This window comes from Kitasatospora sp. NPDC088264, assembly GCF_040685715.1.
Taxonomy (GTDB): Bacteria; Actinomycetota; Actinomycetes; order Streptomycetales; family Streptomycetaceae; genus Kitasatospora.
Map to the genome: position 1 here is coordinate 59,118 of NZ_JBFBIR010000002.1, position 26,449 is coordinate 85,566.

Annotated in this window: 24 protein-coding genes, 2 tRNA genes, 1 other RNA gene and 1 pseudogene; 14 read left to right on the top strand and 14 right to left on the bottom strand. The window is 69.3% G+C overall.

Translation table 11 applies throughout. The annotated features are described in order from the left end of the window. Positions 1-276: 276 nt before the first annotated feature. From AB0O82_RS02185 to ffs, 5 genes are all read right to left on the bottom strand, one after another. Positions 277-1,026 (bottom strand): DUF5063 domain-containing protein, encoded by a 750-nt coding sequence (locus AB0O82_RS02185; protein ID WP_363579724.1) that lies wholly within the window; start codon positions 1,024-1,026, stop codon positions 277-279. Further along, positions 1,019-1,618, bottom strand: coding sequence for a recombination mediator RecR (gene recR / locus AB0O82_RS02190; RefSeq protein ID WP_363579725.1), 600 nt, complete (start codon positions 1,616-1,618; stop codon positions 1,019-1,021). Before recR ends, AB0O82_RS02185 begins: the two co-directional genes overlap by 8 nt. A gap of 181 nt (positions 1,619-1,799) precedes the next feature. Further along, the gene (locus AB0O82_RS02195) at positions 1,800-2,138 is read right to left on the bottom strand and encodes a YbaB/EbfC family nucleoid-associated protein (protein WP_063348649.1); all 339 of its coding nucleotides are present in this window, start codon (positions 2,136-2,138) and stop codon (positions 1,800-1,802) included. 121 nt (positions 2,139-2,259) lie between these two features. Beyond that, positions 2,260-4,440 (bottom strand): DNA polymerase III subunit gamma and tau, encoded by a 2,181-nt coding sequence (locus tag AB0O82_RS02200; RefSeq protein ID WP_363579726.1) that lies wholly within the window; start codon positions 4,438-4,440, stop codon positions 2,260-2,262. Positions 4,441-4,531: 91 nt separating this feature from the next. Beyond that, positions 4,532-4,622: signal recognition particle sRNA small type (ffs, locus tag AB0O82_RS02205), an RNA gene on the bottom strand. 110 nt (positions 4,623-4,732) lie between these two features. On the opposite strand from ffs, the gene AB0O82_RS02210 reads away from it, so the two are divergent. Continuing rightward, positions 4,733-4,817: transfer RNA gene (locus AB0O82_RS02210), tRNA-Ser, on the top strand. Between the two features lie 322 nt (positions 4,818-5,139). Beyond that, the gene (locus tag AB0O82_RS02215; RefSeq protein ID WP_363579727.1) at positions 5,140-6,081 is read left to right on the top strand and encodes a DUF4365 domain-containing protein; all 942 of its coding nucleotides are present in this window, start codon (positions 5,140-5,142) and stop codon (positions 6,079-6,081) included. 164 nt (positions 6,082-6,245) lie between these two features. On the opposite strand, the pseudogene AB0O82_RS02220 reads toward AB0O82_RS02215, so the two are convergent. From AB0O82_RS02220 to AB0O82_RS02230, 3 genes and pseudogenes are all read right to left on the bottom strand, one after another. Next, positions 6,246-7,464, bottom strand: a pseudogene (locus AB0O82_RS02220) (tyrosine-type recombinase/integrase). An 11-nt stretch (positions 7,465-7,475) separates the two neighbouring features. Next, positions 7,476-7,778, bottom strand: a complete 303-nt coding sequence (locus AB0O82_RS02225) for a helix-turn-helix domain-containing protein (protein ID WP_363579728.1) — start codon at positions 7,776-7,778, stop codon at positions 7,476-7,478. 335 nt (positions 7,779-8,113) lie between these two features. Then, positions 8,114-8,689, bottom strand: a complete 576-nt coding sequence (locus AB0O82_RS02230) for an XRE family transcriptional regulator (RefSeq protein ID WP_363579729.1) — start codon at positions 8,687-8,689, stop codon at positions 8,114-8,116. Between the two features lie 357 nt (positions 8,690-9,046). On the opposite strand from AB0O82_RS02230, the gene AB0O82_RS02235 reads away from it, so the two are divergent. The 8 genes from AB0O82_RS02235 (at position 9,047) to AB0O82_RS02270 (ending at position 17,808) form a co-directional block, all read left to right on the top strand. Beyond that, a complete protein-coding gene (locus AB0O82_RS02235; protein WP_363579730.1) occupies positions 9,047-10,444 on the top strand; it encodes a DnaB-like helicase N-terminal domain-containing protein in 1,398 nt (465 codons plus the stop codon). An 801-nt stretch (positions 10,445-11,245) separates the two neighbouring features. Further along, positions 11,246-12,562, top strand: a complete 1,317-nt coding sequence (locus tag AB0O82_RS02240; protein WP_363579731.1) for a helix-turn-helix domain-containing protein — start codon at positions 11,246-11,248, stop codon at positions 12,560-12,562. Between the two features lie 104 nt (positions 12,563-12,666). Further along, positions 12,667-12,870 carry a hypothetical protein gene (locus tag AB0O82_RS02245; RefSeq protein ID WP_363579732.1) on the top strand — a complete coding sequence of 68 codons (204 nt, stop codon included), beginning with the start codon at positions 12,667-12,669 and terminating at the stop codon, positions 12,868-12,870. A gap of 68 nt (positions 12,871-12,938) precedes the next feature. Further along, positions 12,939-13,679: a hypothetical protein gene (locus tag AB0O82_RS02250; RefSeq protein ID WP_363579733.1), complete on the top strand. Its 741-nt coding sequence runs from the start codon at positions 12,939-12,941 to the stop codon at positions 13,677-13,679. 2 nt (positions 13,680-13,681) lie between these two features. After that, the gene (locus tag AB0O82_RS02255) at positions 13,682-14,986 is read left to right on the top strand and encodes a UDP-N-acetylglucosamine 1-carboxyvinyltransferase (RefSeq protein WP_363579734.1); all 1,305 of its coding nucleotides are present in this window, start codon (positions 13,682-13,684) and stop codon (positions 14,984-14,986) included. A 2-nt stretch (positions 14,987-14,988) separates the two neighbouring features. Further along, positions 14,989-16,032: a serine hydrolase domain-containing protein gene (locus AB0O82_RS02260; protein ID WP_363579735.1), complete on the top strand. Its 1,044-nt coding sequence runs from the start codon at positions 14,989-14,991 to the stop codon at positions 16,030-16,032. An 11-nt stretch (positions 16,033-16,043) separates the two neighbouring features. Further along, positions 16,044-17,147, top strand: coding sequence for a UDP-N-acetylmuramate dehydrogenase (locus AB0O82_RS02265; protein ID WP_363579736.1), 1,104 nt, complete (start codon positions 16,044-16,046; stop codon positions 17,145-17,147). A 100-nt stretch (positions 17,148-17,247) separates the two neighbouring features. Beyond that, positions 17,248-17,808, top strand: coding sequence for a peptide deformylase (locus AB0O82_RS02270; protein ID WP_363579737.1), 561 nt, complete (start codon positions 17,248-17,250; stop codon positions 17,806-17,808). 65 nt (positions 17,809-17,873) lie between these two features. Here the strand turns inward: AB0O82_RS02270 and AB0O82_RS02275 are convergent, their stop codons facing one another. Genes AB0O82_RS02275 through AB0O82_RS02285 form a run of 3 tightly spaced genes read right to left on the bottom strand, consistent with a single transcriptional unit; the run spans position 17,874 to position 20,630 of the window. Beyond that, complete coding sequence (locus tag AB0O82_RS02275) at positions 17,874-18,590, bottom strand: hypothetical protein (RefSeq protein ID WP_363579738.1); 717 nt, start codon at positions 18,588-18,590, stop codon at positions 17,874-17,876. Further along, positions 18,493-19,386: a hypothetical protein gene (locus AB0O82_RS02280; protein WP_363579936.1), complete on the bottom strand. Its 894-nt coding sequence runs from the start codon at positions 19,384-19,386 to the stop codon at positions 18,493-18,495. Before AB0O82_RS02280 ends, AB0O82_RS02275 begins: the two co-directional genes overlap by 98 nt. A 38-nt stretch (positions 19,387-19,424) precedes the next feature. Continuing rightward, entirely contained in the window at positions 19,425-20,630 is a 1,206-nt protein-coding gene (locus AB0O82_RS02285) for an AAA family ATPase (RefSeq protein ID WP_363579739.1), read from the bottom strand. 222 nt (positions 20,631-20,852) lie between these two features. On the opposite strand from AB0O82_RS02285, the gene AB0O82_RS02290 reads away from it, so the two are divergent. After that, positions 20,853-21,302, top strand: a complete 450-nt coding sequence (locus AB0O82_RS02290) for a DUF4241 domain-containing protein (protein WP_363579740.1) — start codon at positions 20,853-20,855, stop codon at positions 21,300-21,302. Then, positions 21,291-21,381 (top strand) — tRNA-OTHER (locus AB0O82_RS02295). The genes AB0O82_RS02290 and AB0O82_RS02295 overlap by 12 nt, the downstream gene beginning before the upstream one ends. A 93-nt stretch (positions 21,382-21,474) precedes the next feature. Here AB0O82_RS02295 and AB0O82_RS02300 read toward each other — a convergent pair. Then, positions 21,475-22,623: a TerD family protein gene (locus AB0O82_RS02300; RefSeq protein ID WP_363579741.1), complete on the bottom strand. Its 1,149-nt coding sequence runs from the start codon at positions 22,621-22,623 to the stop codon at positions 21,475-21,477. Between the two features lie 963 nt (positions 22,624-23,586). On the opposite strand from AB0O82_RS02300, the gene AB0O82_RS02305 reads away from it, so the two are divergent. After that, the gene (locus AB0O82_RS02305) at positions 23,587-24,078 is read left to right on the top strand and encodes a hypothetical protein (protein ID WP_363579742.1); all 492 of its coding nucleotides are present in this window, start codon (positions 23,587-23,589) and stop codon (positions 24,076-24,078) included. A gap of 65 nt (positions 24,079-24,143) precedes the next feature. On the opposite strand, the gene AB0O82_RS02310 is transcribed toward AB0O82_RS02305, so the two are convergent. After that, positions 24,144-25,103 (bottom strand): aldo/keto reductase, encoded by a 960-nt coding sequence (locus AB0O82_RS02310; protein ID WP_363579743.1) that lies wholly within the window; start codon positions 25,101-25,103, stop codon positions 24,144-24,146. A gap of 165 nt (positions 25,104-25,268) precedes the next feature. Between AB0O82_RS02310 and AB0O82_RS02315 the strand changes: the two genes are divergently transcribed. Beyond that, the gene (locus tag AB0O82_RS02315; protein ID WP_363579744.1) at positions 25,269-25,685 is read left to right on the top strand and encodes a VOC family protein; all 417 of its coding nucleotides are present in this window, start codon (positions 25,269-25,271) and stop codon (positions 25,683-25,685) included. 1 nt (position 25,686) lies between these two features. On the opposite strand, the gene AB0O82_RS02320 is transcribed toward AB0O82_RS02315, so the two are convergent. Further along, on the bottom strand, positions 25,687-26,394 hold the full coding sequence (locus AB0O82_RS02320; protein WP_363579745.1) for a helix-turn-helix domain-containing protein: 708 nt from the start codon (positions 26,392-26,394) through the stop codon (positions 25,687-25,689). Between the last annotated feature and the right edge of the window lie 55 nt (positions 26,395-26,449).

Consider the following 26,449-nt stretch of genomic DNA (forward strand, 5'->3'; position numbering starts at 1 on the left):
TCGGCGAAACGGGCGGCACCACCGGCAGGTCTGCGGGCAATTCGCCACCGCCCCGAAGAATCGGCGGATCAACGGACGGTGATCCGGCGGGATTTCTTTTCCGCGCGGAATGCTGAGGCATTCGTCACAATCAGCCGACGACCGGCCGATGCCCGGCAGATGCCGGGCCGACGACCGCCGGGGGCGCACCGAAAACCGGTGCGCGCCGGGGGCGACGTTCGGGCGTGCCGGAATCGCGCGGACGTGCCGGAATGGCACGGGCAGCGGAGGGCGGCGCTACCGCCCGAGGCCCAGCTCCGCCGCCATCAGGTCGCCGGCCTGCTGCTCCAGCTGCTCGTCGGTGAGCCCGTCGTCGTCGGTGTCGGCTCCGTCCGGCACCGCGCCGATCGGACTGTCCAGCCGGACGTGCGCGATCAGCGACTGCAGCGCCCGCAGCACCGCCGTGCAGGTCGTGCCCCAGTTGGAGAGGTACGAGAACTGCCACCACCACAGCGCCTCGCTGACCCGGCCCTCGCGGTAGTGGGTCAGCCCGTGCTGCAGCTCGCCGACCACGCCGGCCAGGTCGTCCGAGATCCGGAAGGCGTTCGGCTTCTCCGGCGGGCCGTACGGGTCGAAGACCTCGTGGTAGACGTCGATCGGCGCGAGCAGCTCGGCCAGTCGCTCGCGCAGCTGCTCGCCGTCCGGCTCCGGCCCCGCGTCGGGCTCGAAGCGGTCCTCCGGGACGACGTCCTCGATGGCGCCCAGCCGGCCACCGGCCAGCAGCACCTGCGAGACCTCCAGGAGCAGCAGCGAGACCGCGCTGCCCGGCTCGTCGCCCTTGGCGACCTCGGTGACGGCGAGCACGAAGCTCTCCACCGAGTCGGCGATCTGCACGGCGAAGTCGTCCGGCTCCGAACCGTGCGCGTGGATGTGCGGGGTGTGGCTCTGCGGCTCCCCGTGCGGCTGTCCGGGGGCCGGCTGGTGGGCCTGCCCGTGGGACGGCTGGTGGGGCGTGTGGGGCTGCTGGTCGAGCGTCCGGTCAGACATCGAGAAGTCGTCTCCCTTCGAAGGCGCGACCGAGGGTGACCTCGTCCGCGTACTCCAGATCCCCGCCGACGGGCAGGCCGCTCGCCAGCCGGGTCACCTTCAGGCCCATCGGCTTGCAGAGCCGGGCCAGATAGGTGGCGGTCGCCTCCCCCTCCAGGTTGGGGTCGGTGGCCAGGATCAGCTCGGTGACCGTGCCGTCCGCGAGGCGCGCCAGCAGCTCGCGGATCCGCAGGTCGTCCGGGCCGACGCCCTCGATGGGGCTGATCGCGCCGCCCAGCACGTGGTAGCGGCCGCGGAACTCGCGGGTGCGCTCGATGGCGACGACGTCCTTGGACTCCTCGACCACGCAGATGACTCCGAGGTCGCGGCGCGGGTCCAGGCAGACCCGGCACCGTTCGGCCTCCGCGACGTTGCCGCAGACCGCGCAGAACCGGACCTTGTCCTTGACCTCCAGCAGCGCGTGCGCGAGGCGGCGCACGTCGGTCGGGTCGGACTGCAGGATGTGGAAGGCGATCCGCTGGGCGCTCTTGGGCCCGACGCCGGGCAGCCTGCCCAGTTCGTCGATCAGGTCCTGAACCACGCCCTCGTACAACGTCGCGCCTTCCCTCGGATGGTCGGTGGTGCTCCGGTGCCATCATCCAACGAATCGGGCGCCGGACACACCGCCCGACGCCCGACTCCCACATAAATCACATGGGTCCGTTGTCTGAACTTCAGAACTTCAGGACCTCAGACCTGCCTGGTCGGAGCCCCCGTCCGGGAGCTCCCCCAGGTCAGAACGGCAGACCGGGGATGCCCCCACCCAGGCCCTGGGTCAGCGGGCCCATGCGCTCGGCCTGCATCTTCTGCGCCGACTGGTTGGCGTCCCGCACGGCCGCCAGGACCAGGTCGGCCAGGGTCTCGGTGTCCTCCGGGTCGACGGCCGCCGGGGCGATGGTCAGCGCCACCAGCTCACCGGCACCGGTCACCGTGGCCTCGACCAGGCCACCGCCCGCCGAACCGCTCACCTTCGTCTCCGCCAGCTCCTGCTGCGCCTGCGCGAGATCCTGCTGCATCTTCTGCGCCTGCTTCAGCAGCTGCTGCATGTTGGGCTGGCCACCACCGGGGAACACGGCTCACTCCTCGCTTCGTGCTTGCTGTCCTGCGTCGCCGTCCTGCCTGCGGTCACGTCCGCTTGCAGTCCCGCTCGCGTCGTCACGGCCGAGCCTACGTGCTGCCGGGGCGGGCCGTCGCTCAGTTGCCGCGGTGGTGGATCTCCTCCAGAACCGTCGCGCCCAGCTCCCGGATGATCAGCTCCTGACCGGAGAACGCCTCCTCGTTGAGGTCCGGGTCGTCCTCCTCCGGGATGTCGTCCTCCGGCGCCACCGCGCGCACCGGACGGGCCGGCGGCGCGGCCACCGGCGGCGGGGCCTGGACCGGCGCGGGCGCCGGGGCGGCCTGCACCTGCGGGGACGGCTGCGACCGGACCGGCGCGGGCACCGGAGCCGGAGCCGGCACCGGCGGCGCGGCGGCCGCCGGACGGGCCGGGGCCCCCCAGCCGCCACCGCTCGGGGCGGCACCGCCCAGGCCACCGCCACCGATGGCCGTACCGCCACCGAGGGAACCGCCCCCGGACGGGTCGACGATGCACTCGATCCGCCAGTCCACACCCAGCGCGTCGGTCAGCGCCTGGCGCAGCACGTCGTCGCTGTTGCTGCCGACGAAGCTGTCCCGGGCGCCCGCGTTGATGAAGGACACCTGGAGCACGCTGCCGTCGAACCCGGCCACCTGGCCGTTCTGGCTGAGCAGGATCCAGGTGAAGCGGCGGCGGTTCTTCACCGCCTCCAGAATCTGCGGCCACAGCTGCCGGACCTGCGCCGCGCCCTGTTGCGCGGCGGCCGACGCCGGCTCGGCGGGCTGCCCGGCCGGGGCGGGCGCGGGCGCCGCGGGGGCGGGGGCGGACACCGGGGCCTCGACGGCCTCGGCGGCCTGGGTCGGCGGCTGCGGCGCAGGGGCCGCGGCCGGGGCCCCGCCCGCCGGCGGGAAGCTGCGCGGGATCGGCCAGGCACCCGGCGCGGGCCCGGCGGGCGCCGCGGGGGCTGCCGGTGCTGCCGGTGCGACTGGCGCAATCGGTACAGGAGCCGCCGCAGGGGCCGTCGCGACCGGCGCGGCCTGCACCGGGGCGGCCTCCGCCACCGGCGCCGGCGCCGGAACGGGCGCGGCCATGGGCGCCGCCACCGGCACCCCCACCGCCATCGGCGCGGCGAACCCGCCGGCCGCCGCCCGGCGCTCCAGCTTGTCCAGCCGCGCCTGCAACGACAGCTCGTCGCTGTACGCGCCCGGCAGCATCACCCGGGCGCAGATCAGCTCCAGCTGCAACCTCGGCGCCGCGTTGCCGCGCATCTCGGTCAGCCCGGTGTTGACGATGTCCGCCGCCCGGCTCAGCTCCGCCGAGCCGAACGCGTCCGCCTGCGCCTGCATGATCGCGACCCGGTCCGCCGGGGCGTCGATCAGCCCCTTCTCCCCCGCCTCCGGCACGGTGGCCAGGATCACCAGGTCGCGCAGCCGCTCCAGCAGGTCGGCGACGAAGCGACGCGGGTCGTGCCCGCCCTCGACCACCCGGTCGATCACCTGGAACACCGTCGCCCCGTCGTGCGCGGCGAAGGCGTCCACCACCTCGTCCAGCAGCGCCGAGTCGGTGTACCCGAGCAGCGAGGTCGCCATCTGGTACGTCACGCCGCCCTCGGCGGCGCCGGCCAGCAGCTGGTCCATGACCGACATCGAGTCACGCACCGACCCGGCCCCGGCCCGGACCACCAGCGGGAACACCGAGTCCTCGACCTGGATGCCCTCCCGGCCGCAGACCTCCGCCAGGTAGTCGCGCAGCGTGCCCGGCGGGACCAGCCGGAACGGGTAGTGGTGCGTCCGGGACCGGATCGTCCCGATCACCTTCTCCGGCTCCGTGGTCGCGAAGATGAACTTGAGGTGCTCCGGAGGCTCCTCGACCACCTTGAGCAGCGCGTTGAACCCGGCCGAGGTCACCATGTGCGCCTCGTCCAGGATGAAGATCTTGTAGCGGCTGTGGACCGGCGCGAAGAACGCCCGCTCCCGCAGCTCGCGCGCGTCGTCCACACCACCGTGCGAGGCCGCGTCGATCTCGATCACGTCGATCGAGCCGGGCCCGCCGGTCGCGAGGTCGCGACAGGACTGGCACTCCCCGCAGGGCGTCGGCGTCGGCCCCTGTTCACAGTTCAGACAGCGGGCCAGGATGCGCGCACTCGTCGTCTTCCCGCAGCCGCGCGGCCCGCTGAACAGGTACGCGTGGTTGACCCTGTTGTTACGCAGGGCCTGCTGGAGCGGAGCGGTCACGTGCTCCTGCCCGATGACCTCCGCGAAGGTCTCGGGGCGGTAGCGGCGGTACAGGGCTAGGGACACACCCCCGACGATATCGGGACGCGCCGACAAACGCGTCGCCCCTCGCCTCACCGCCGTCCCCCACCGCCCCCCGGCGACCGCCCGGGAACGCAAAGACCCCCCGTGCACCCGCCAGAGCCCTCTTACCCTTGCTGCCTTCCGGCCCTGGGGGGGTTCAGAGAGATAACGCCACACGAGGGGCTGACCCCCACACTACCGGATCCGAGCCCCGACGATCCACAGGCAACCCCACCCTCACGCCTACGGGATCGCTGGTCGCGACCACCCCCGAACATGTACTAAGCTCTCCCACGGAGGATTCGCCTAGAGGCCTAGGGCGCACGCTTGGAAAGCGTGTTGGGGGCAACCCCTCACGAGTTCGAATCTCGTATCCTCCGCCTCTGCCCACCTGGGCAAACGATGGCCCGGACCGCTGAGCGGTCCGGGCCATCGTCGTCCTGTGGTCTCAGTTTTGGTCTCAGTTGGAGCCTGGGGCGCTGCCACGATTCAGCGGCCTCAGGACACTGGACCGGGAAGGGCCAGGGCTTCACACGGGCCAGCCGACTACGGTCGGCGAGCGGCACCAGCCAAACAAGCCCAAAGCGGACCACTGCTGGAGCGCTAGGGGGTGCGAGCGTTCCGGCCCTGTCGGTCCGACCGCCTACGCTTGGTGCCCTTGTACATCGCCGCACTCCGGAGCACGTCGGATGGGGATGCTCTGTGCCCAATGTTCATTCCACCCACCTGGTCGACCGGGCCGGCGTATCCCGAGCCGCCTACCTGGTGTCCACGCAACTGGGCTGGCTCTTCCGGGAACAGGAGACGAGCGACATCGGGGTCGACGCGCACCTTGAGGTGGTGGACAACGGGAGCTTGACCCCCGGCAACGTCGGTCTTGGGACCGGTCGACTTCTTGCCGTTCAGCTCAAGTCGGGGGCCAGTCAGTTCACTTCTCCTGGGGAGGGCGGCTGGTGGTACTACTGCGACACGCGCCACGTCGTGTACTGGCACAAACACTCGCTCCCAGTCGTCATCATGCTGTTCGATCCCGTCACTGAGCAGATTTTTTGGCAGCACGTCAATGGCGAGACACTCGAACTCGCCGGCCAGAATTACAAGATCTTCGTCCCTGAGGCCCAGCAGTTGAACGAATCCTGCGCCGAGGCACTCAGCGAACCCGCACGACGCCACATTGAAGCGAGCAACTCCCCGATGAATCCGGATCGGCCGGAGGAGGCCCGGCGGAAGTCCATCCGGCTCGCGGATTACGAACTGGCGGGCTCCATCGATCTGCTCTCGGCAAGCACCGGGGAAGGCATCGCCGGGGCGAGGTCGCGCGACTTCCGGGCGGCGTTCGCGAACCGGCTCCGCTCGCTGCGTCGCCTTGCCGGTTCGCCGAGTGCGGAGTTCCTCTCGGCCAGAACAGGGTACGAGGAGGACAAGATCGCCGCCTACCTGGCAGGGAGTGCTCTTCCCGGGCGCGGCCGAATGGTCGCGATCGTCACTACCCTCATCGAGTACGCCCGCAGCCGGGGCGTCGAGGTGCCCGACCACTTCCAGGACCTCCAGGCCTGGGGACGGATGCAGCGGGTGGCGAGAAAGCCGGGAATGCAGAAGATCGTGAAGAACAAGGCAAGCGCAGGATCCATCAAGAACAGCTAGTACTTCCAGAAGCGGTTCGCTACTTAGGGGTGCTCTTTCGCTTGACCGCAACGTCAAGAACGAACGCCACCTCTTCACATGTACGCATGTCAGCAGGGGCCGCCAACTCATCTGGTCAGCCCCATCACCGATGGGGCTGACCAGCAGCACGTATGAGCCCTTGCTCACCAACGCGGCTGGGATCCCCATAGAACCGCGCCGAGCTTCTTGCCGACGTCGTTCAGTATCGGCTCGGTGACGTGCTGGTAGCGCTGGGCCATCGAGGTCGAGGACCAGCCCATGATCGCCATCACGATCCGCTCCGGCACGCCGAGCAGGAGAAGGACAGTCGAGGCAGTGTGACGGGCGTCGTGTAGGCGGCCGTCACGGATGCCGGCCTCGCGCAGGAGCCGCTTCCAATGGTGGTAGTCGGTGCTGGGGTTGAGCGGCTCGCCGGTCTCCGAGGTGAAGACGTAGCCCTTGTCGGTCCAGAGGTCGCGGGCGAGGGCCCGCTCGCGGTCCTGCTCCTCCTTGTGCTGCCGAAGGATCACGACGAGTTGCTCGGGCAGCGGCACCGCGCGGCGCCCGGCGCGAGACTTGGTGTCCTTGGTCTCGCGTCGGATCGGCTCCTTCTGCGGGCAGAAGCCGGGCTTCCTGCCGCAGCGGTCGCCACAGCCGTGCTGGTACTTGGGCCGCAGCCGACCGCGCTTGACCCAGGCGACGCCTCGGGCGAAGTCAACGTCCTTCCAGTGGAGTCCGAGCACCTCGCCCTGCCGCAGGCCAAGGGCGAGAGCGAAGATCCAGCGGGCGGAGTTGCGGCGCTGGCGCGCCGTGTCCATGAGCGCCTGGACCTCCTCGATCTCGAACGGCTCGATCTCCTCCTCTTCGAGCTTCGGAGCCTTGGCGATCGTGGCCACGTTACGGGTGAGGTGGTCGCGCCGCAGAGCCTCGCCGAGGGCCACACGGATTGTGCGGTGGGCCTGGTGAGCGGTACCAGCAGCGCTGCCGGCAGCCTGCATCTTCTTTTAAGAAGCGCTCCAGGTGCTCGGGCTCCAGCTTCTCCAGGCGGTGCGCACCGAGGCCGGGTATGAGGAGCACCCGGACGGCGACCTCGTATCTGGCGTACGTGTTCTCGCTGACGGTGCCCGGCACGATCTCCTTGATCCAGTGGGTCAGCCACTTGCCGACCGTCCACTTCTGGCCGGCCTTGGGCACGGTGCCGTTGTCGCGCAGCTTCTCCAGCTTGCGAACCTTGGCCGTGACCTCGGCACGGGTCTTGGCGCTGAAGTGACGGCGGTCGGGGGTGCCGTCGTCCTTGACGCCGACCGTGACGCGGCCGTGCCAGCGGCCGTCGCTGCCCTGGTAGATCGAGGAGTCGCCGTTGGGCTTGCGAGTGTTCGCCATCGGTTCCCCCCTCAGGCGGCGAGCGCGACGGTCGAAGCGGCTGCCTGCGTACGGGAGGCCACGTACTTCTTGAGCGCCTCGGCGGGCACGCGTCGGAGACGGCCGATCGTCACGGACGAGACTTCGCCGGAGGCGACCAGGGCGTACATGGTCGTCCGACCGACACCGAGGCGGCGGGCGGCCTCTTCGACGGTGAGGGCGACGAGCGTGGGGTCGGCTGCACTGCTCTGATCGGCGATCAGGCGCAGGAGGACCTGCTCTGTGGTGCCGAGGGCGTGGGCCACTCGGGCAAGCTCCAGCGGTGTTTCGGGCATGGGTGTCCTATCCCAGCGGCGCTTTCGGCTATGCGCCGCCGTTGTCGATGTTCCAGGGATGGGCGATTCGGTTGTACGGGTCCGCGTTGCGACCTCCGGCGTTCGTAGCGCCGAGGGGTTGCGGAAGGCATGGCTGGTCGAAGTTCCATGGGCTGGCAAGGCCCGTGGACCGACTGGCGGGAGGGGACGTTAGCGGTTGATTCCGGCCGCACCAAACCACCGAATGTCCAGCATGATGCCGGTCATCATCGGATCAGCGGCAGGAGCGACGTGCAGGCCCAGCACCATGCAGCAGGTGCCCTTGGGCGGCCAGGGCCGGACTCGGGATCGACGAGTTACGTCGCGGCTCCTGGATCGGCGAGACCTTGAGTCTCGGACGAGCCAGGAGGAAGACTCTGCGAGCCGTAGTCGCCGCCAGCCTTGTCAGCGGCGACCCGAGTGATCATCGCGCTGATGAGTTCAGTGAGGTTCGGGTGGGCGGCGCCGTAGGCACCGAGCGCGTCGCGGGCGCGGTCCATCTCCTTGCGGGCGGCGACGGACTTCTGCCAGCTCTCGGCGAACTCCGCCAGCAGCCGCTTCACGTGGGCATTGGCGGCGATCTCGGGTGGTCCGACCAGGTTGTCCAGGGAGATGTCGAAGACCTTGGCAAAGCCGATGGCCTCGTCCAGGTTCACCCTCCGGCGCGGTTCACCGCTCTCGATGCGCCACACCGCCGACTGGTTGAGCGGATAGCCGGCCTCGGTCAGGCGCTCCGCGAGCGTGGCGGTACTCCACCCGCGCGCCTCGCGCTCCATCTTGATGCGCCGGGCGACGTTCTCCTCCCCTTCCAGCCGCTGTCTCGAATCCGCGCCAGCCACCACGGTCAACCCTCCATGCATCGTCGTTAACCCCATTTGCAATGCGTCGAGCACGACGTTAACGTGATGCAAGGTGAAACGCAACTAAGCCGAACCGCATCGACGGCCGGGCCAGCCACCCGGCACCCGGCACCCGCGACAACACAAAGGCCCCCGGCGCTACGTACGCCGAGGGCCGAAGCAGAACCTCGAAACCGCCCATCCCTGGAACAGTCGACAACGGAGGAACCGGGTAGCCGCCCAGCGCCTCCGAGTGAGGACACCGCTGTGGACAAGCCTACGGCCCCGCCGTCAAAGCCGTCATCCCACCACGACCGGCAGCCGAGCGACGCGCCGAGCACTCACGCTGGCCGCCCCTCCGGGGAGCCGCCGCACAACGTCGATGCAGAGCAGGCGGTTCTCGGCGCCTGCATGGTGAACCACCAGGCGGTGGAGAAGGTACGCAGCACGTTGGACGCACGCGACTTCTACCGGCCCGCCCACGAGACCATCTGGCGCGCAATCCTCGCGCTGCGCGCCGAGGACGCCCCAACCGACCCCATCGCCCTCGCAGACCACCTGCAGGGCGCGGGAGATCTCTCCCGCGTCGGAGGCTCGTCCTACCTCCACACGCTGGTCGCCGTCGCGCCGCCCTCGACGGACAACGCCGACTACTACGCGCAGATCGTGCGCCGCGACGCCCAACTGCGGACCCTGCACGCCACCGGCATCCGCACGGTCCAGCACGCGCTGGCTCCGGGCGCCGACCCGGACGAGATCCGTACGGCTGTCGAGACCGAGATCCGTGCCGAGCGCGAACGCGCGCTGGCCTCCGGCAGCAGCCGTCTGTCCCGCTACATCGTCAACGGCTGGGACTTCGTCACCAAGACCGGCGCGGACAAGGAACCGTTGTGGGACACCCGGGAGCAGACCGCCTGGGCCTCCGGCGAGAGCCTGATGATCGTCGGCGCGCCGGGTGTCGGCAAGACCACTATCGCCCACCAGGTCGTCCTCGCCCGCCTCGGCCTCCAGGCCGCCGTCCTCGACCTCCCCGTCGCGGAGGGAGAACGCGTCCTCTATCTCGCCATGGACCGCCCCCAACAGATCGCCCGCGCCATGGCCCGCCGCATCCTGCCTGCCGACGAGGCCCACCTGCGCGACCGCCTCACCGTGTGGCAGGGACCGCTCCCCGCCACCCTCGACAAGGAACCCGACCTCCTCGCCGAACTCGCCGCCGCCCACCGCGCCGACACCATCGTCATCGACAGCCTCAAGGACGCGGTCAGCACCCTCGTGGACGACTCCCTGGCCGTCGCCTTCAACAACGCCCGCATGCGGGCCCTGCGCGCAGGCATCCAGATCATGGAGTTCCACCACCAGCGCAAGGCCACCGCCGACACGCCACGCGGCCAGCGCCCGACCCTGGACCGGGTGTACGGCTCGACCTGGCTGACCGCCGGAGCGGGCAGTGTCCTCTTCATCGCCGGAGAGGCCGGCGACCCGGCGGTCACCATCCACCACCTCAAAACCGTGACCGGCGAGATCGGCCCGCTGCCGGTCATCCACGACCATCAGCGCGGAACCACCTACGTCGAGCCGACCCTGGACCCGGTCACTCTCCTGCGCACCGCCACGGACGGTCTGACCGCCCGTGACCTGGCGACCACCGTGACCGGCGAGGCCAACCCCGACCGCGCCGACATCGAGAAGGCTCGCCGCCACCTGGACCGCCTGGTCAAGAGTGGGTTGGCGGTCACTGCTGGTGGTGTCGGGGGCGGCCAGCAGGCCCGTTACCGCCCCTCTGCCCGGCACATCACGGCCGTCTCCTGACCGCCACCACGACTGGGGTGACCGGGGGCAGCGTGAGTGACCGCGTCCCCGGTCAGTCCGTCGTTCTGACCGACCGCAGTGACCGGGGTTCGGTCACTGCGGTCACGCCGGTAGACCGAACTGACCGAGGTGACCGCACGGGCCAGCGGACAGCGCCGACCGTTGTACCCGGCCGCTGGCGCACGAGCGGACCATCGCCGCCATTGGGCGCTCCCCCGGCGTGGACCGTACACAAGACCGTCCACGCACGCCTCCCGCGCAGAGCCCTGCGAAAGCCATTCACACCGTCCACGCTCAGCGAAGAAACCGCAGGTAGAGCGATCACGGAGGCGCACACGCCGTCCACGCGACCCAGCGTTCACGCGCGAGCCCCCCTCTAGAAGGGGGCTCGCGTGTACGCCCCGTCGTGAACGCCGTGCCATCGAGGAGATAGCCGAGCTTCCACCGCACGCCGTAACGTCCACTGGCCCGGCCTGCAAAAGCTCATCTGCATTCCGAACCGAGGTCAGACCACCGGAAGCCGGAGCAAGTTGTGGGATAAGCGATGCTTACCCCGGCACCGCCAAGGCGGAGCAAGTTGTGAGGCAAGGAGTCCTTACCCCGCCTGCACCTCGCAGCGGATGGAGTTGCCCTCACCCAGGGGTGCGAGGGCAGCACGGATGACCCTCAGGGACCAGCAACGCAGCCCGACCCAAGCCGGTCTGCGACGTGCTGGCTCGATACCGAAAGCCCTACACCGTGGCCCCGACCATCGGTACGGTAGCGATCCGTAGTGGCTTCAACACGGTATCGGGGGCCAACGTGAGGGGCAGCGGCATCACGTTCGGCAAGTTCATCGCGCTCCGTCGCGCCGAGATGGAGTGGACCCAGCTCCGCCTCGCCGCTGAACTCGACCGCAGCGAGGTCTGGATGTCGCTGGTCGAACGGGACTTGCAGCGGGTGAAGGACCTGACCTTGCTCCGGCGCCTCGCGGAGGTACTGCGCTGCGAGCTCAGCGAGCTGATGGCCTTACCGCAACCAGCCTCAGACCGCCCGAGGTCCCGCCCTCGCAAGTCCACCTCCGTTACGCTGACGAGCACTTCCGCTGCCGAGGAGGACGATGTGCGACGCCGCCCGTTCCTGACCCTGGCGGCTGCCGCCCTGTTCACCCCGGCCGCCGGCCGGCAGGCCGCGCACGCCGAAACGGCCTCGCCGCTGGCCGGCCTGGAGGACCTGCTCCTCTACGGAGCGGGGCGGATTCCGGCGCCCCGCAGCGAGCCGACCCGCGAATCCGTCGCCGCCTCGCTCCTGACGTCTCGTCGCGAGTTCAAGGCGGCCCGGTACGACGCGCTCGCCGAGGCCCTGCCGAGCCGGATCGCTGCCGCCCAGATGGTCGGCAGCACCGAGGAGCGGGCGCGCAACGTCGCCCAGCTCTACAACCTCGCAGTTCGGCTGTGCATCAAGATCGGCGACAACAACCTGGTGGCCATCACCGCCGACCGCGCGCTCACCGCCGCCCGGGACGGCGGCGACCCTCTGGTGGTCGCCGAGGCTCAGCGGATGGTCTCCAGCGCCTGGCGCCGCCAGAGCAGCCTGGCCCGAGCAACCGACATCGCGGTGGTCGCCGCCGAAGACCTCCTCGCCGACACCACCGTGCCCGAGTCCGCCCGTCTGGGCGCCCGCGGCGACCTGTATGCCACCGCGGCCTACACCGCCGCGAAGACCGGCGACCGCGCCTACGCCCACTCGCTGATCCGCGAGGCCGCTGACAGCGCCGCAGCCGCCAGCCGGGCCTCCGGCCGGGTGGATGGCGTCCAAGGAGTTGCCCTGCACGAGTTGTCGGTGCACTACGAGCTCGGCGACGCCGGCCGGGCGATCGAGCTGGCCTCCACGATCGACCCCACCGCACTGCCGACCGCCGAGCGGCAGGCCCGCTTCTTCACCGACGTGGCCCGCGCGTTCGACCAGTGGGGCAAGCCCGAACAGTGCTACCGGGCTCTGCTGGCCGCCGAGGGGGCCGCCCCGCAGGAGATCCGCCGGGGTGCCGTCCGCGACCTCGCTACCACCCTGCTGCGGCACGACCGCAAGCTGCCCGGTGTCCGGGACTTCGCCGCCCGAGCGGGCGTCCAGATCATCTGACCCGTAACCGGACTACGGCCCGTAGTCCGGCTACGGATCCGGCCTTTCGCCCGGCGGTTCACTGGGGAACGTCCACCCTTCCCCCTGCTGCCGAAGGCCCTCCCATGCCAACGCCCAGCACCTCCCCGCCGCCCGCCAGCCGGCGGCACGCCGCCCCGCCGGACCGCGACCGGCTCGGCACCTTCCTCACCGCCTCCTGGGCCGCCCTGCACCTACCCGTGCTCGCCCTACTCGGTCTGGCTGTCCACAACCACCCGGCCGAGGCCAGCCTCCAGGCGGCGACCGTGCCCGACCTTCCTCCCTCCTGAGGCCCCGGGGCCCGCCGTGACGGCCCCGCCCCTTTCTTCCACTCGCTCGCCCGAGAGGAGATCCAGCCATGCACCGGCTGACCGACGCGCCCGCACTGCACACCGAGCTGCAGCGCATCGACTACCGCACCACCCCCGAGTACTACTTCGACACCGAACACGTCACCGACCCGGTCGTGCTAGAGCTGCTGAACTGCTGCCCGACCGTCTTCGGCATCAAGAAGGCCATCACCGAACTGCTCGCCGGCAACCTGGACATCCCGCTGCCGGAGGCGACCGGGATCATCGAGCCCGGGGCCAGCGTCCGGGGCCACGTGATCGTGGCGCCCGGGGCCGTCATCGCCGAAGGCGCGTTCGTCACCGGCCCGGTGCTGGTCTGCCCCGGCGCGGTGATCGAGGCCGGCGCCCGGGTGCGCGACAACACCGTCGTCGGCCCCGGCTGCCGCATCGGCTTCGGCGCCGAGGTCACCCGTTCCCTGCTGACCGGTGGCGTCTTCATGAAGCACACCAGTTTCGTTGGGGACTCCGTGCTCGGCCTCGGCGTCAACATCGGCGCGTTCGTGTCGACCACCGGCCTGCGGGTCACCTCCTGGCCGGTCACCGAACCGGCCACCGAGGAAGTCTGCGCCCACCTCGACGGCCGACGCATCGCCACCGGCCAGACGAAGTTCGGCGCGGTGATCGGCGACGGCGTGATCGTTCCCGCCGGCACCGTGCTCCAGCCCGCCACCCTGGTCGGCGCTCACACCCTGCTCTACCCGAAGACCCAGGTCGGGGGCTTCTTCCCGGCCGGAAGCCAGGGAAGGTGACCATGCCCACCACCGATACCACCCCGACGACCGACCAGCGGGCCGTACGGATCACCGGAGGCCGCCGCCTGGCCGGCACCGCCACCGTCCAGGGCAGCAAGAACATCGCCCTGCACCTGTACGCCGCCGCGATCCTCGCCGACAACCCGCTCACCCTGGCCGGTGCGCCCGAGATCCTGGACACCCTGGTCGTCGCCGACATCCTGCAGCGCACCGGCACCCGCGCCACCGTGACCGGAGACGAGTTCGCCACCCGACCGGCCGACTCCTACTTCCCCGTCATCCCGGACAACCTCGGACGGCGCATCCGCACCACCGCAGTGATGGGAGCCGCCCTGCTGGCCCGCGCCGGCAAGGTCACCTTCCCCACCCCCGGCGGGGACGCCTTCTGCGCCCGCTACATCGACCGGCACCTGGCCGCGATGGAAGCCGCCGGGGCCGAGGTCGAGGTGAACCGGGGCCAGGTGCGGGCCCGCTTCACCGGCAAGCGGCTGCCGTTCATCACCGACGCCGAGACCCGCTCGTGGGGGCCGAGCCTGGGTGCGACGGTCACCGCGATGCTGCTGGCCGCCCGTACCCCGGGCACCTCCGCGATCCTCAACCCCAGTGTGGAGCCCGAGGTCACCCACACCGCCGCCCTGCTCTCGCAGGCCGGCGTCGGCATCGAGTGGCGCGGCAGGAAGGCCCTGAACGTCACCGGCACCGACCGCATCCGGGGCGGGGTGTTCACCGTGCCGCCGGACCGGCTGGAGGCCGCCACCCTGGCCCTGGCCACCGCCATCACGGGTGGCGGCGTCCACCTGGACGGGTTCGCCGCCGCCGCGTTCCCCGACGGCCTGGTCTCGGTGTTCGCCGACGCCGGCATTCAGTTGGACCCGCTGGACGGCGGAACGGCCGTCAGCACCCCGGCCGGGCCGCGGCCGGTACAGATGGCCACCGGCCCACACCCGGGCTTCCCGACCGATGTGCAGCCCCAGCTGACCGCTTTTCTCACCCAGGCCGAGGGCGCCTCCCGCATCGACGAGCGGATCTACACTCAGCGCGACTCCCACCTGCTGGCCCTGGCCGCGTTCGGCGCCGCGGTCAACGCGACCGGCTCGGTGATCACCGTCCGGGGCCGGTCCGCCCTCACCGGTGCCGACGTGGCCGGGGAGGACATCCGGGCGGTGACCGCTCTCGTGATCGCCGCCCTGGCCGCCGAGGGCACCTCTACGATCCGAGGGATGTATCACCTGCGGCGCGGATACGGCAGCCTGCTGCCGAAGTTGGCCGCGCTCGGTGCCGACCTGACGATCGACCAGGAGTAGCCGTGACCAACACCGTGCCGTGGAAGCCGAACGCGCTCGCCGACCTGCGCGAGTGCCTGGACCTGATGACCGCTGACGGCACCGTGCCCGGCGGAGTCATCGCCCACGGCACCTTCGACACCGAGCCCGGCTACCTGGCCTCCGGCGTCGTCGCCCCCGAGTGCGGCGACGCCCGGCCGGGGCCGGACACGGTGTACGACGTGGCGTCGCTGACCAAGGTCCTGGCCACCTGGCCGCTGGTCGGCACCTCCCTCATGGACGGCTTCACCCTGGACACCCCGATCCGCGAACTGCTGACTGGCATCCCCGCCGATGCACCCGGCGGCCAGGTGACGGTTGGCCAGGTCCTGGCCCACACCTCCGGCCTGCGGGCCGACACCCGCCTCGACCAGTACCGCAACCGCACCGAACCGCTTACCCACCTGATCTGCGGAGAGCCGCTGATCGCCGACCCCGGAGCCGGACACCACTACATCAACCGCGGCTTCATCCTCCTCGGCCTGGCCCTGGCCCACTACCGCTGCCGACGCCTGGACGAGCTGGCGGCCGAGCTCTGGCAGGACCTCGGCATGACCAGCACGACCTACGGACCGGTGCCCCGCTCCGCCCAGGTCGCCCCGACCGAGCAGCGGTTGACCGGCGGGCCCCGGTTGTGGGGGATGCCGCACGACGACAACGCCGCCCTGCTCGGCGGAGTCGCCGGCCATGCCGGGGTGTTCACCACCCCGGCCGACCTCGCCGCCTTCGCCACCCACCTGCTGTCCTCGCACGCCACCGGCTGGCCCCTGGGCCGCTGGCTCACCGCCAGCATGCAGCCGCAGGCCGAGATCGAGCCGGGCCTCGACCGTGGCCTGGCCTGGATCCTCGCCGACGAGGGCAGGGTCGCCTACCACCACGGCTTCACCGGGACCAGCCTCTATCTCGCCCCGGCCACCGGCCGCTACCTGGCCATCTGCACCAACGCCGTCTACCACCACCAGGACAACCGCACCCGCCTCGCCCCGCTGCGGGCCCTCGCCCTCAAGGCGATCACCGACGAACCCTAGGAGGGCCAACCGTGCCCAGCACCTGGCTCGCGTCCCTCACCACCCTGCGGCTCGGCGGCCCCGCCGAGCACGTTCTGACGATCTCCATCCCCGCTGACTGGGCCGACGCCGTCAGGACGATCGGGCAGCGCCACGAACAGGCACCCTTGGTGCTGGGCCACGGCAGCAACGTCATCGCCTCCGACGCCGGACACCCCGGCACCGTCGTAGTCATGAACACCCGGGGCATCACCGCCACCCGCGTGCACGACACCACGGTCGACGTCACCGTGCAGGCAGGACACCCGCTCACCGACCTCACCGCCTGGGCCGCCGCCGAGCACCTGGCCGGGATCGAGTGCCTGGCCGGGATACCCGGCACCACCGGGGCGGCCCCCGTTCAGAACGCCGGCGCCTACGGTCAGCAGATCTCCGACACCCTCGACCACCTGACGGTGTGGGACTGGGAGATGGGCCGTATGCGGACCCTGCCCGCCGAGGCATGCCGCCTGCGCCACCGTGACAGCAGGTTCAAGAGCAACCCCGGCCGCTGGACCGTCCTCACGGCGACGTTCCACCTCACCCGCTCATCGGCCGCCCCCGTCACCTACCAGCCGCTCGCGGACGAACTCGGCACCTCCATTGGCACCCGGCCGCCCGTCGCCGAGGTGACGGCCGCCGTTCTCGCCAACCGCCACCGCCGCGGACTTCTCCTCGACCCCCACGGCCCCACCGCCCGCCAAGCCGGATCGGTCTTCCTCAACCCGCCCGTCACCGCCACCCAGGCCACCCGCCTGTCCGCCGCCGGATGCCCCACCCACACCGACAGCGACGGACAGCTCCGAGCCAGCGCCGGCTGGCTACTGGAGCACACTGGCTACCGCCCCGGCTACAAGATCGCAGACGGCATCCGCTGCTCAGAACGCCGGACCCTCACGCTCACCGCCCACGACGGAGCGACCGCGACGGGCTTCGCCCAGGCCCTCACCGAGCTTTCGGCCCAGGTCGAGATCGCGACCGGGATCGCACTGCAGCCCGAACCGGTGGCGGTCGGCACCTGGACGCCGACGGCTGAGACCGTACCCCTGCAGACCACCGTCAGCCGCCACGACGACGAGCACCAGCACAGTGCCTGATCCACTGACGATCAGCCGCGACACGCCCGTATCCGCCTCGAATGGCCGTTCGCGCCACCGCCGACAACCCACGACAGACCCACAAGACCAGGTGATCGAGATGCGACCCAGTCAGCAGATGCAGTCCTTCGGCGTCGTCCAGCAGGGCACCCCCATCCTCAACCAGCTCGCCGAACCCTTCGACCTCCCTGCCGAACGCGCCACCGCCCAGGCCGTGATCGGCAAACTGTTCGCCGCCGCCGAGCAGATCGGCCGCGCCCACACCTTCGCCAAGGGCATGGGCCTCGCCGCCCCACAGATCGGCATCCCCCGCGCTGCCGCCCTCGTCCGACCCCTGACTGCCGGCGCCGAGCCGATCATCCTGCTCAACCCCAAGATCACCGTCATCTCCGACGAGACCGACGAACGCTACGAGGGCTGCCTCAGCTTCTTCGACGTCCGGGGCATGGTCCCCCGCCCGCTCCGCATGGATGTCACCTCTACCGCCCTCGACGGCGTCATCACCACCGCCACCTATGAGTTCGGCCTCGCCCGCCTCGTCGCCCACGAGATCGACCACCTCGACGGCCTCCTCTACACCGACCGCATGCGCCCCGACGTCCACCCGATCCCGGTCGAGGAGTACCGGCAGACGGGCCATGCCTGGGCGTACGAGCAGTAGCAGAGAAAGCATCTGAGCGCCCGCCGCAGGCCGGGACGGCAAGCAGCCTGGTCTTATTCTTGGTCTCATTCACCCCCGTCCGGTCGAGTTCGGCGGCTGCCTAGTGGTTCAAGCTGAATATCGCGCCCGGCCCTGGCCAGGAGACAGCCATCGGGAGAGAACGCGATAGCTGTGACAGCGTCCGCGTGGCCTCGTAGTGCCCCGCCGAGCTTCGTCTGGGTGGACAGATCCCATAGCTGTACAGCGCCGTTCGCGTGCCCGGCTGCCAGGTTCCCGTCGCTAGATAGTGCTGGTTTGGCTGTCAGAGCGCTTGAAAAGGGCTTGCCGACCTTCCTTGGACACTCGGTATCCATGAGATCGCACAGACAGATCGTCCTCCCCACAGTAACGAGGAGCCGCCCATCGGATGAGAAGTGCACCGAGGAGACGCCAGAGTCGTGCCCGTTGATCGGTTCCGCAACCAGGGTTCGACTGGCTGCATCCCAAAGGCGCGCCGTCCCATCACTGCTTCCCGTAGCGAGCAACGTGCCATCCGGCGAGAAGGCGATCGTCAGGACTCCGACTGGGTTGCCGACGGTGTCCCCGAGCTGACCGTGCTTCGGGGACAGGTCGTCACTGAGGTGACATCGCTCGCTCACCGAAGCCCCGGCGCTGCAACTCCGCCGAGGGCTCAGTCTGCGCCCGTCAAGTCGCTGTAACTCCACAGGCCGTAACAACACGGCGGACTGTCTGTTGTACCGACTCCGCCCAATCCCCGTCGAACCGCATAGTCTGTGCGACATGGCGTACCAGCGAAGCGGCTAGATGCTTACTGTCGACTTGGTGTGGAGCCCTAGCGAGAACCTGTTTCTCCAGGATAGGGGCGTACCACTTCCCTTTGAAAACTTCATCCCAGCGTCCGGTCTCGTATGCCTGTCCTACATACTCGCGCGCTGCATGCCAGTCGTCACAGGAACCATCACATGCAGCCCGAGCAGCTTTGTGTGCCTTCAGTTCATAGCTTTCCGCGCTAGCCGGGTCGTGGATCTCATGCGCCACAGGATTTAGCGGAGAGGGGCGACCATAGTTTGCTTCCTTATTTGAGTTCGTCGCTTGCGCGGCAAAACAAAGCGCCGTCCACTGGCGCCACCCCATAGCCACCTTCTTCTGCCAAGCACCGCAGGTTCCGAACTCGTCACGACACCAGTTTGGAGGCAGGCTGCATGCTGCTGCTACGGCCGCTGCGACATCACCCTCGTGAAACACGTGATTCTCAACATCGTAAAATTTCGTGTATATTACATTGTCGGATTCAAGCAATTTTCCGCATTTGTCATCCACGTCCTTATCCATAAAGAATAGGGCGACAGTTGCCTTGCCTTTAAAAATGCTTGACAGCGCCCCATTCTCGCGAAGGAATGAAAAATAGTTGACGAGCCTTGACTTTCCCCCTGCGTCGCCAGGGAGTTGCTTGGCTGGAACCACACGGTATGTAATATGCATGGGCCCGAGCGCTCGGTCACAGTTGGTTCCGTGAACGTACCCGTCTACGTTGGTCCCCTCGACGTAAACGAAAACCTGAATACTGGACATCTGCATCTGGCGTATCGTTCCGCCGGCAGTGTGGAGGAGTCTAGTCAAAGTCGGAAGATCTTCTCGTCGTCGATTTCTGCCATAATCTCGGGCGAGTGCGTTGCAGTGATCACCTGGGCGGTTGAGTCCATAGTTTGGATCGACTCAATGAGCACGTTCTGCCAGTCAATGTGCATCGACAATTCTGGCTCATCGATGATGATCGGACGCCCTCGGGCGGCGAGAGTCTCGACTAGGATTCGGATAAGCTGCTTCTCTCCGGACGAAAGGCGATCTAGCGATATTTCCCTGCTGTCTGCAGCAATTACGCGGATCTGGGTGTCGCCAAAATCAATTTGCTTGGGTCCGGAAATTAGCCCCTGAACCAGCTTCTCCAGCTTCGTCCGCGGCTCCAGCGCCAACTCGATCTGTTCTTCCACCTCGTTAATATCAATAACCACTCGCTTGAATGCAGAGTCGGAAGAGAATCGACGCAGGAACTCGTCTTCGCTCTGCACAAGCCGCTCTGTCTTCCTGCGCTTGAGAAAGCTTGCTACGCGAAGATACGCTTGATTTGGATCGAGTTCTTTGGCCGGATGAGATACCTCTGATGGTGAGATGACGCCCGTGAGGATGCGACCCAGCCCATCCTCCTGAGCCTTTCTGACGCCAGTGAGGACTTCTGTGGAATAAGAGGCCCAAAGTCGCTGAATTGAATCTGCGAAATACTCGTCAAACGACCACTCCGGGCCGACTGGAGTTTGCATCTCCCGCATGTCAATCAACCGTGATGTCGGTAGGTACCGATGCCGAAACGAGTGGACGCCCCCCGGTGGCTGGTTTGAATAAAAGCCCCTTGCTTTGCGATCTTGTGCAAAGACTGACGTTTCCCAGTCAAAAACCTCTTTGAGGAGTGATTCGTACCGCGGTGACGCTCCGCGACGGTTTCGAATGCTTGCCGGTAGTGCGCGCCTAAAATCAGCCGAAAGGGCCTCGGAATCTGGCACGACAATGCTTCGCTCAATTGTCGCACCATCCTCCGGGATCTCGATCTTTACTGTCGCTCGCGTGAAGGGTGCCCCAATTAGCGGGGAGATCTCTCCGTTCAGGGCAGCATGGATGATTTTAAGCAGGGTGGTCTTGCCCGACCCGTTGAGGCCGAAGAATACGTTAACGTCCGGATTGAGACTCTGCTGATAGGTCTCGCTGCGTCCCCCAAGCCCATCTACTTCGATGCTCTTTACGTACCATGCGATTGGTGTGCCGGACACTACGCCACCCCTGTTACTGACGGACTGCTCGCCTGGCTAGGCATCATGGCAGAGGTGGGTGCCCACGCGCAGCTGGTTGACTACCCCGTGTTGTCACAGGTTGACCCAGCAGGGCGAGCAACCTGGGGACAGAGGTGACATGCGTTCCGGTGTCCAAGGGATCAGTCCTGTTGAAGCACCGACCGGCCAGCCATCCGTTCCTACCTGCGAGGTTGAGCCCCGATGCCTCTTGCTGCCCCTGATGTGGTGCGCCTGTTCACAGCCGGCAGTTCGTACGACCGCAGCCAAGGCATGACGGCCACATTGGCGGTACGGCCCGAGGCCACGCTCTCCCTGCCCTCGGGCAAGGTCGCGGCCTGCGACCCATTCATCGGCCTCAGCGACGTGGATCCCTTCACCGCTGAGGTGGATCCAGGCACCTACTCGATCGTTCTCTCCGTCGTCGAGATCACCCGAGCCGAGTTCCCCGAGGCTGTGGATGAGCCTGTCGCCGCCTCCTGGCTGCAGGTGAGCGACAAGCCGACCGTGGAGTGGACGCTCGCCCTGAGCAAGGGCCAGGCAACCAACGCCAACGCCAGATCATGGTCTCAGTTCCGGTCTCATTCACTCCCGTCCAGCCCGGTTCAGACTCCACTCGGCAGTGCACTCCGTCCCAGGTCAGGACGGGTGTGAACCCAGGCGGACAGGGTTCGTGAGAATTGGAAAGCGTGTTGGGGGCAACCCCTCACGAGTTCGAATCTCGTATCCTCCGCCGGCAGAAGGCCCGGACCGCATCACGCGGCCCGGGCCTTCGTCGTTTTCCGCCTCCGGGCGCCGTGTCAGCTGGAGTGGGCGGGCGCTTCCCTCACTTGGTCTTGAACTCGACCGGGCCGGTGCTCATGCGGAAGTTGCCGTTGGAGTACAGCATCGGGCGGGCTTCCTGGTGGTTGCCGCTGTACTTCTCGACGTGGCGGATCTCGATGCCGCCGGGAGCGGTGAAGTCGATGAGGGCGATAGCGACCCAGTAGGACAGGTTGCGGTTGTTGAACAGCGGGACGGTGACAGTGGACCCGCGGCCGTCCGTGACGACAGCCCTGGCTCCGTAGGACTTGAAGGAGCCGGTGCCGTTCTCGACCGCGCTGTAGGCGCAGATCAGGACGTAGCCCTGGAGGTCGGGTCGGCGGATGGTGACGGTTTCGCGCCCGGGTGTGCGAGCGTCACCGTCGAGGGCGATGTACGGGGGTGCGGAGGGGGAGCCGAGTTGCCGGTAGTACACGACCTCCTCGGACCTGTTCGGCCTGGGGCCCTTGGGGGTGACGAGGCTGCGGGGCACGTGGAGGGCGTAGAGGTCGAGGTCGGCACCGGCCCGGCGGCGGTTCGCGCTGCCGCCGTTCCATTCCAGGCTGGCGGTGACGACGGGGGACGGATCGTCCTTGCGCATGCTGATCGTGGCCTGGCCGCCCTTGACGAGGGTGACCTTGCCGAGCGGCACGGGCGGGGGCGAAGCAGGGGCGGGGGCGGGGTCGTCAACGACGATGCCGAAGTCCGCCGCCAAGCCCGCCAGCCCGCTGGCCCAGCCCTGTCCGACCGCCCGGACCTTCCACTCGCCCTGGCGCCGGTACAGCTCGACGAGGACCGCCACGGTCTCCCCGCCGTCCATCGGCGGCGGAACGAACTTGAGCCGCGTGGACCCGCACTCGACGTCGGCGCGCGGGGTGCCCCCGGCGTCGAACCGGGCAGCGGGGTGGCCGACGTCGATGCTCGTCACAACGGCGATGCGCTCCACCGAGGCGGGGACGTGTCGGAGGTCCGCCGTGACGGTGCGCCCGGTCACCGTCACGCCGTCCTGCGACCGGTGGTTGTAGAACACCAGGTCGTGGTCGCCGCGGACCTTGCCGTCGGACCCGAGCAGCACGGCGGAGACGTCGAACGGCACACCCGAAGCCGCGACGGTGACCAGGCAATGGGCGCCGGGCAGGGGGGCGTTCGCGCCTTTGGGCAGCGTGATGGCCATCTGAGCCTCCTGTGGTGATCCGTCCATGGTGGCGGCAGTGGCTCGATCATGCAGGAGAACGACCAACCAGGGATCGGCTCCTTGGTACTCACCGGTCTCCCGCACCGATGGGCGCCGGAGGTCCCCTGGTCCCATTTCTGGTCTCATTCACCCCCGTCCAGCAGGGTTCAGCCGCCGCCCAGCGGTTGGCCCAGCTGCAGTTCAGGACAGGTGTGAACCCCGGCGGACGGCGTTCGGGAGAATTGGAAAGCGTGTTGGGGGCAACCCCTCACGAGTTCGAATCTCGTATCCTCCGCCGGCAGAAGGCCCGGACCGTTTCGACGGTCCGGGCCTTCGTCGTTCTGCGGTGCGGGGACACCACTGGGTGAACTCCGCGCGCCGGGCGGTTCGACTGCTGCATGACTTTGAGTTATGAGGCTTCACTCTTCGCGCACGAGGTTCTGGGGGCGGGTCTGCGCCGCGGCAACGTCCTCATCAGCAACTTCAACAACGCACAGAACCAGCAGGGCACCGGAACCACCCTGGTCCAGGTCGACCCGGACAGCGCCGTCGGCGTGTTCGCCCGGATCGACCCGGCGAAGCTGCCCGGGCCCCGCCCCGGCGGCACCGAGCGGGCCCCCGCCCGGTGCCAGCGCCCCGTTCGGGCTCGCGGTCGACCTCGACCACGACGCCGTGTACTTCGTCGACGACGCCACCAACTTCCCGGACGTCCTCCACTGACCTGGACCGCCCACGCGGAGGGCCCGGACCGCCTCACACGGTCCGGGCCCTCGCCGGTTCCACGGCTCCGACCGGTCGACCGGTGCCGGAAGCGGCTTCCGCCCTCCCGCGCTACGCCGCGAGGGAGACTAATCGATCCATTAGTCCCGGAATTAGTCCAGGTTAGTACATGGACACATGGAGACATGACGTGCAAGTATCTGTCCTGCCGCCAGACAGGCGACACGCAGGAGGGGAAGAAACATGACGCAGGACAACCAGCAGTTCATCTCGGTGCCGGTGCCGGCTCAGTACGTCACGCAGGTGTACGCGTTCCTCGCGGAGCTCTCGGGAGCCGCTGCGGGGCCCGCGGTGGCGGCGCCGGCCGAGGGGGGTCCGCAGGAGGACGGCGAGTGGCCGTTCGTCGAGTGGACCGTGCAGGATCTGCGCCGGCTGACGGCCGATCCGCTGGACTCGGTGCAGGCGGTGACCGGGGTGCTCGACATCCTGGCGAAGCAGCCCGGCGAGCGGGTGAGTTACACGTCCCTGGTCGAGCTGCTCGACGTGGACCGGAAGCGGCTGCGCGGCGTGCTGTCCGCGTTCACCCGGGTCGTGCACAAGCACTACGGCCGGCGGAACTGGCCGATGAGCTGGGTGGAGGCGCTCAGTGACGGCGCCGAGTTCAAGTCGGAGTTCTTCTACACGGTGAGCGAGACCACCGCCAACCGGTGGCGGGCGGTCCGCGCCCAGGGCTGACGGCGCGCAGGGCTGACGGCGCTCAGGACTGACGGCGCGCAGCCGGTTCGAGGCGGACGCCGCGGTCAGGCCGCGGTGTCCAGCCGTCGGCGCTGGTCCTCGTCGAGCACCAGGTCCAGGGCGGCCAGGCTCTCGTCCAGCTGGGCGACGGAGCTGGCGCCCACGACCGGGATCGTCGGCACCGGGTGGCCCAGCAGCCAGGCGAGCACCACCTGGTTGACGGTGGCCCCGGTCTCCTTCGCCACCTCGGCCAGGGCGGCCAACTGGGCCTGCACCACCGGCCACCGGTACTTCTCGGACAGCGGCCGGTCGGGCCGGCAGTACGCGCCGCCGAGCAGTGGGGAGTACGCCAGCAGCAGCAGCTCCGGCCGCCGCGCGACGTACGACAGCAGCTCCTCGTCGGCGTGCTTCTGGATGCCGAAGTCCGCGTCCGGCCGCGGCCGGAGGTAGCTGTGGCGCTGCTGGACGCACCGGTAGCCGGGCCAACTCCACTGCTCGGCGAGCTCGTTGGCGGCGGCCAGGTCCGCGGCGCTGTGGTTGCTGCAGCCGAGCCGGCCGACCTTTCCTTCGGCCACCAGCTCGGCAAAGGCCCCGAGGGTCTCCTCGACCGGGGTGGACGGGTCCGTCACGTGGGCGTAGTAGACGTCCACGCGGTCGGTGCCGAGCCGACGCAGGCTGCCCTCGGCCGCACTGCGCAGCGCGGCGGCGGACAGCCCCTCCATGTGCGCGGGGAAGGGGAGTTCGGGCACCGGGCGGGCTCCCGCCTTGGTGGCGAGCACCAGTTCGTCGCGGTTGCGCCGGCGGGCGATCCAGCGGCCGAGCAGTTCCTCGCTCTCGTACCCCGTCCCGCCGGGGGCCCAGAAGGCGTAATTGTTCGAGGTGTCGACGAAGGTCCCGCCGGCCTCGGTGAACCGGTCCAGGATCGCCGTCGCGGTCTGCTCGTCCACGGTGGTGCCGAAGGTCATGGCGCCGAGGCACAGCGCACTGGCCTTCGGTCCGTCAACTCCGAGACTGCGGTACAGCATCAGTCATCCCTCCCAGGGGGTCGTCGGCAACGGTGGTGCGCGCCGGGATCGGGTCACCGGAATCATTACCCCGGTCATGCCCGACTCGGCCAGTGTGCAGACCGGCCGGGAGACCGTCCGATTCGTTCAAGACGGGGCGTCCGGGCGCCGCCTACCGTGACGGGCATGAACAGCACACCAGCACCGCAGTTCGCCGTCGTGGGCCTCGCCGTCTCGGACCTGGCCGCCTCGATCGCCTTCTACCGGCGGCTCGGACTCGCGTTCCCCGACGGGGCCGAGCAGGAGCCGCACGTCGAGGCCGTGCTGCCGGGCGGGCTGCGCCTGGCCCTCGACCCCGACTCCACCATCCGCTCGTTCCACCCGGACTGGCGTCCGCCGGCGGGCGGCGGCCGGACGGCACTGGCGTTCCGGTGCGCCGACCCCGCCCAGGTGGACGCGGTCTACGAGGACCTGGTCGGCGCCGGGTACCACGGCGAGCTGAAGCCGTGGGACGCCTTCTGGGGCCAGCGGTACGCCGTGGTGCACGACCCGGACGGCAACGGCGTCGACCTGTTCGCGCCGCTGCCGGACGCCGCGGACTGAGTCAACGGGGCAGCAGGACGGTCGCCGGCACTCCCGCCAACTCCCGTACGTCACGCGCCAGATGGGCCTGGTCGGCGTAGCCCGTCCGGGCCGCCGTCTCGGCGAGGGGCACGCCGGAGCGGGCCAGCGCGAGGGCGCGCTGCAAGCGGAGGATCCGGGCCAGGGTCTTGGGGCCGTAACCGAAGGCGGTCAGTGAGCGGCGGTGCAGTTGCCGCGCGCCGAGGCCGACCGCCTCGGCGGTCGCCGCGACCGAGCGGCCGGCCGCCAGGGCATCGGCGACCGCCAGGACGAGCGGGTCCACCGGCCGCGCGTCGGCCGCCAGGCGCAGCGCCAACTCCTCCAGGGCCACGACCGGGTCGGGCGCCGCGTCGATGCGTCCGGCACGGCGGCGCACCTCGGCGCCGGGCCGGAGGTCCGCCAGGTCGACCCGCCGGTCGCGCAGTTCGTACGCGGGCACGCCCAGCAGGGCGGGGGCGGCGCCGGGCGGGAGGCGGACGCCCGCCCACGGGCCGCGCAGCCCCGGTCCGAGTTGGAAGGCGCGGGTGTCCGGCCCGGCGACGAGGAGCCGGCCCTCGGTCCAGAGCAGGTCCATGCAGCCGTCGGGCAGGACGAGCCCGGCCGCGCCGCCGCCCGTGCTCCCGACGGCCCGGCGCCTCCACACGACCGCTCCCGGCAGCTTCGACGCCCGCTCCGCGTACTCGGGGGACATGGGGCCCAGGCTACGCACCGCCGCCGGGGGTCGCCGGGGGGCGGCGACACACCGG

What these genes read in the sequence shown, in the direction of transcription:
- AB0O82_RS02310 (WP_363579743.1), bottom strand. Translation starts at nt 25,103, where the DNA reads ATGCTGTACCGCAGTCTCGGAGTTGACGGACCGAAGGCCAGTGCGCTG.
- AB0O82_RS02315 (WP_363579744.1), top strand. Translation starts at nt 25,269, where the DNA reads ATGAACAGCACACCAGCACCGCAGTTCGCCGTCGTGGGCCTCGCCGTC.
- AB0O82_RS02235 (WP_363579730.1), top strand. Translation starts at nt 9,047, where the DNA reads ATGGTGAACCACCAGGCGGTGGAGAAGGTACGCAGCACGTTGGACGCA.
- AB0O82_RS02300 (WP_363579741.1), bottom strand. Translation starts at nt 22,623, where the DNA reads ATGGCCATCACGCTGCCCAAAGGCGCGAACGCCCCCCTGCCCGGCGCC.
- AB0O82_RS02290 (WP_363579740.1), top strand. Translation starts at nt 20,853, where the DNA reads ATGCCTCTTGCTGCCCCTGATGTGGTGCGCCTGTTCACAGCCGGCAGT.
- AB0O82_RS02305 (WP_363579742.1), top strand. Translation starts at nt 23,587, where the DNA reads ATGACGCAGGACAACCAGCAGTTCATCTCGGTGCCGGTGCCGGCTCAG.
- AB0O82_RS02225 (WP_363579728.1), bottom strand. Translation starts at nt 7,778, where the DNA reads ATGCCCGAAACACCGCTGGAGCTTGCCCGAGTGGCCCACGCCCTCGGC.
- AB0O82_RS02250 (WP_363579733.1), top strand. Translation starts at nt 12,939, where the DNA reads ATGCACCGGCTGACCGACGCGCCCGCACTGCACACCGAGCTGCAGCGC.
- AB0O82_RS02245 (WP_363579732.1), top strand. Translation starts at nt 12,667, where the DNA reads ATGCCAACGCCCAGCACCTCCCCGCCGCCCGCCAGCCGGCGGCACGCC.
- AB0O82_RS02280 (WP_363579936.1), bottom strand. Translation starts at nt 19,386, where the DNA reads ATGCAGATGTCCAGTATTCAGGTTTTCGTTTACGTCGAGGGGACCAAC.
- AB0O82_RS02275 (WP_363579738.1), bottom strand. Translation starts at nt 18,590, where the DNA reads ATGTCGCACAGACTATGCGGTTCGACGGGGATTGGGCGGAGTCGGTAC.
- AB0O82_RS02255 (WP_363579734.1), top strand. Translation starts at nt 13,682, where the DNA reads ATGCCCACCACCGATACCACCCCGACGACCGACCAGCGGGCCGTACGG.
- AB0O82_RS02320 (WP_363579745.1), bottom strand. Translation starts at nt 26,394, where the DNA reads ATGTCCCCCGAGTACGCGGAGCGGGCGTCGAAGCTGCCGGGAGCGGTC.
- AB0O82_RS02270 (WP_363579737.1), top strand. Translation starts at nt 17,248, where the DNA reads ATGCGACCCAGTCAGCAGATGCAGTCCTTCGGCGTCGTCCAGCAGGGC.
- AB0O82_RS02185 (WP_363579724.1), bottom strand. Translation starts at nt 1,026, where the DNA reads ATGTCTGACCGGACGCTCGACCAGCAGCCCCACACGCCCCACCAGCCG.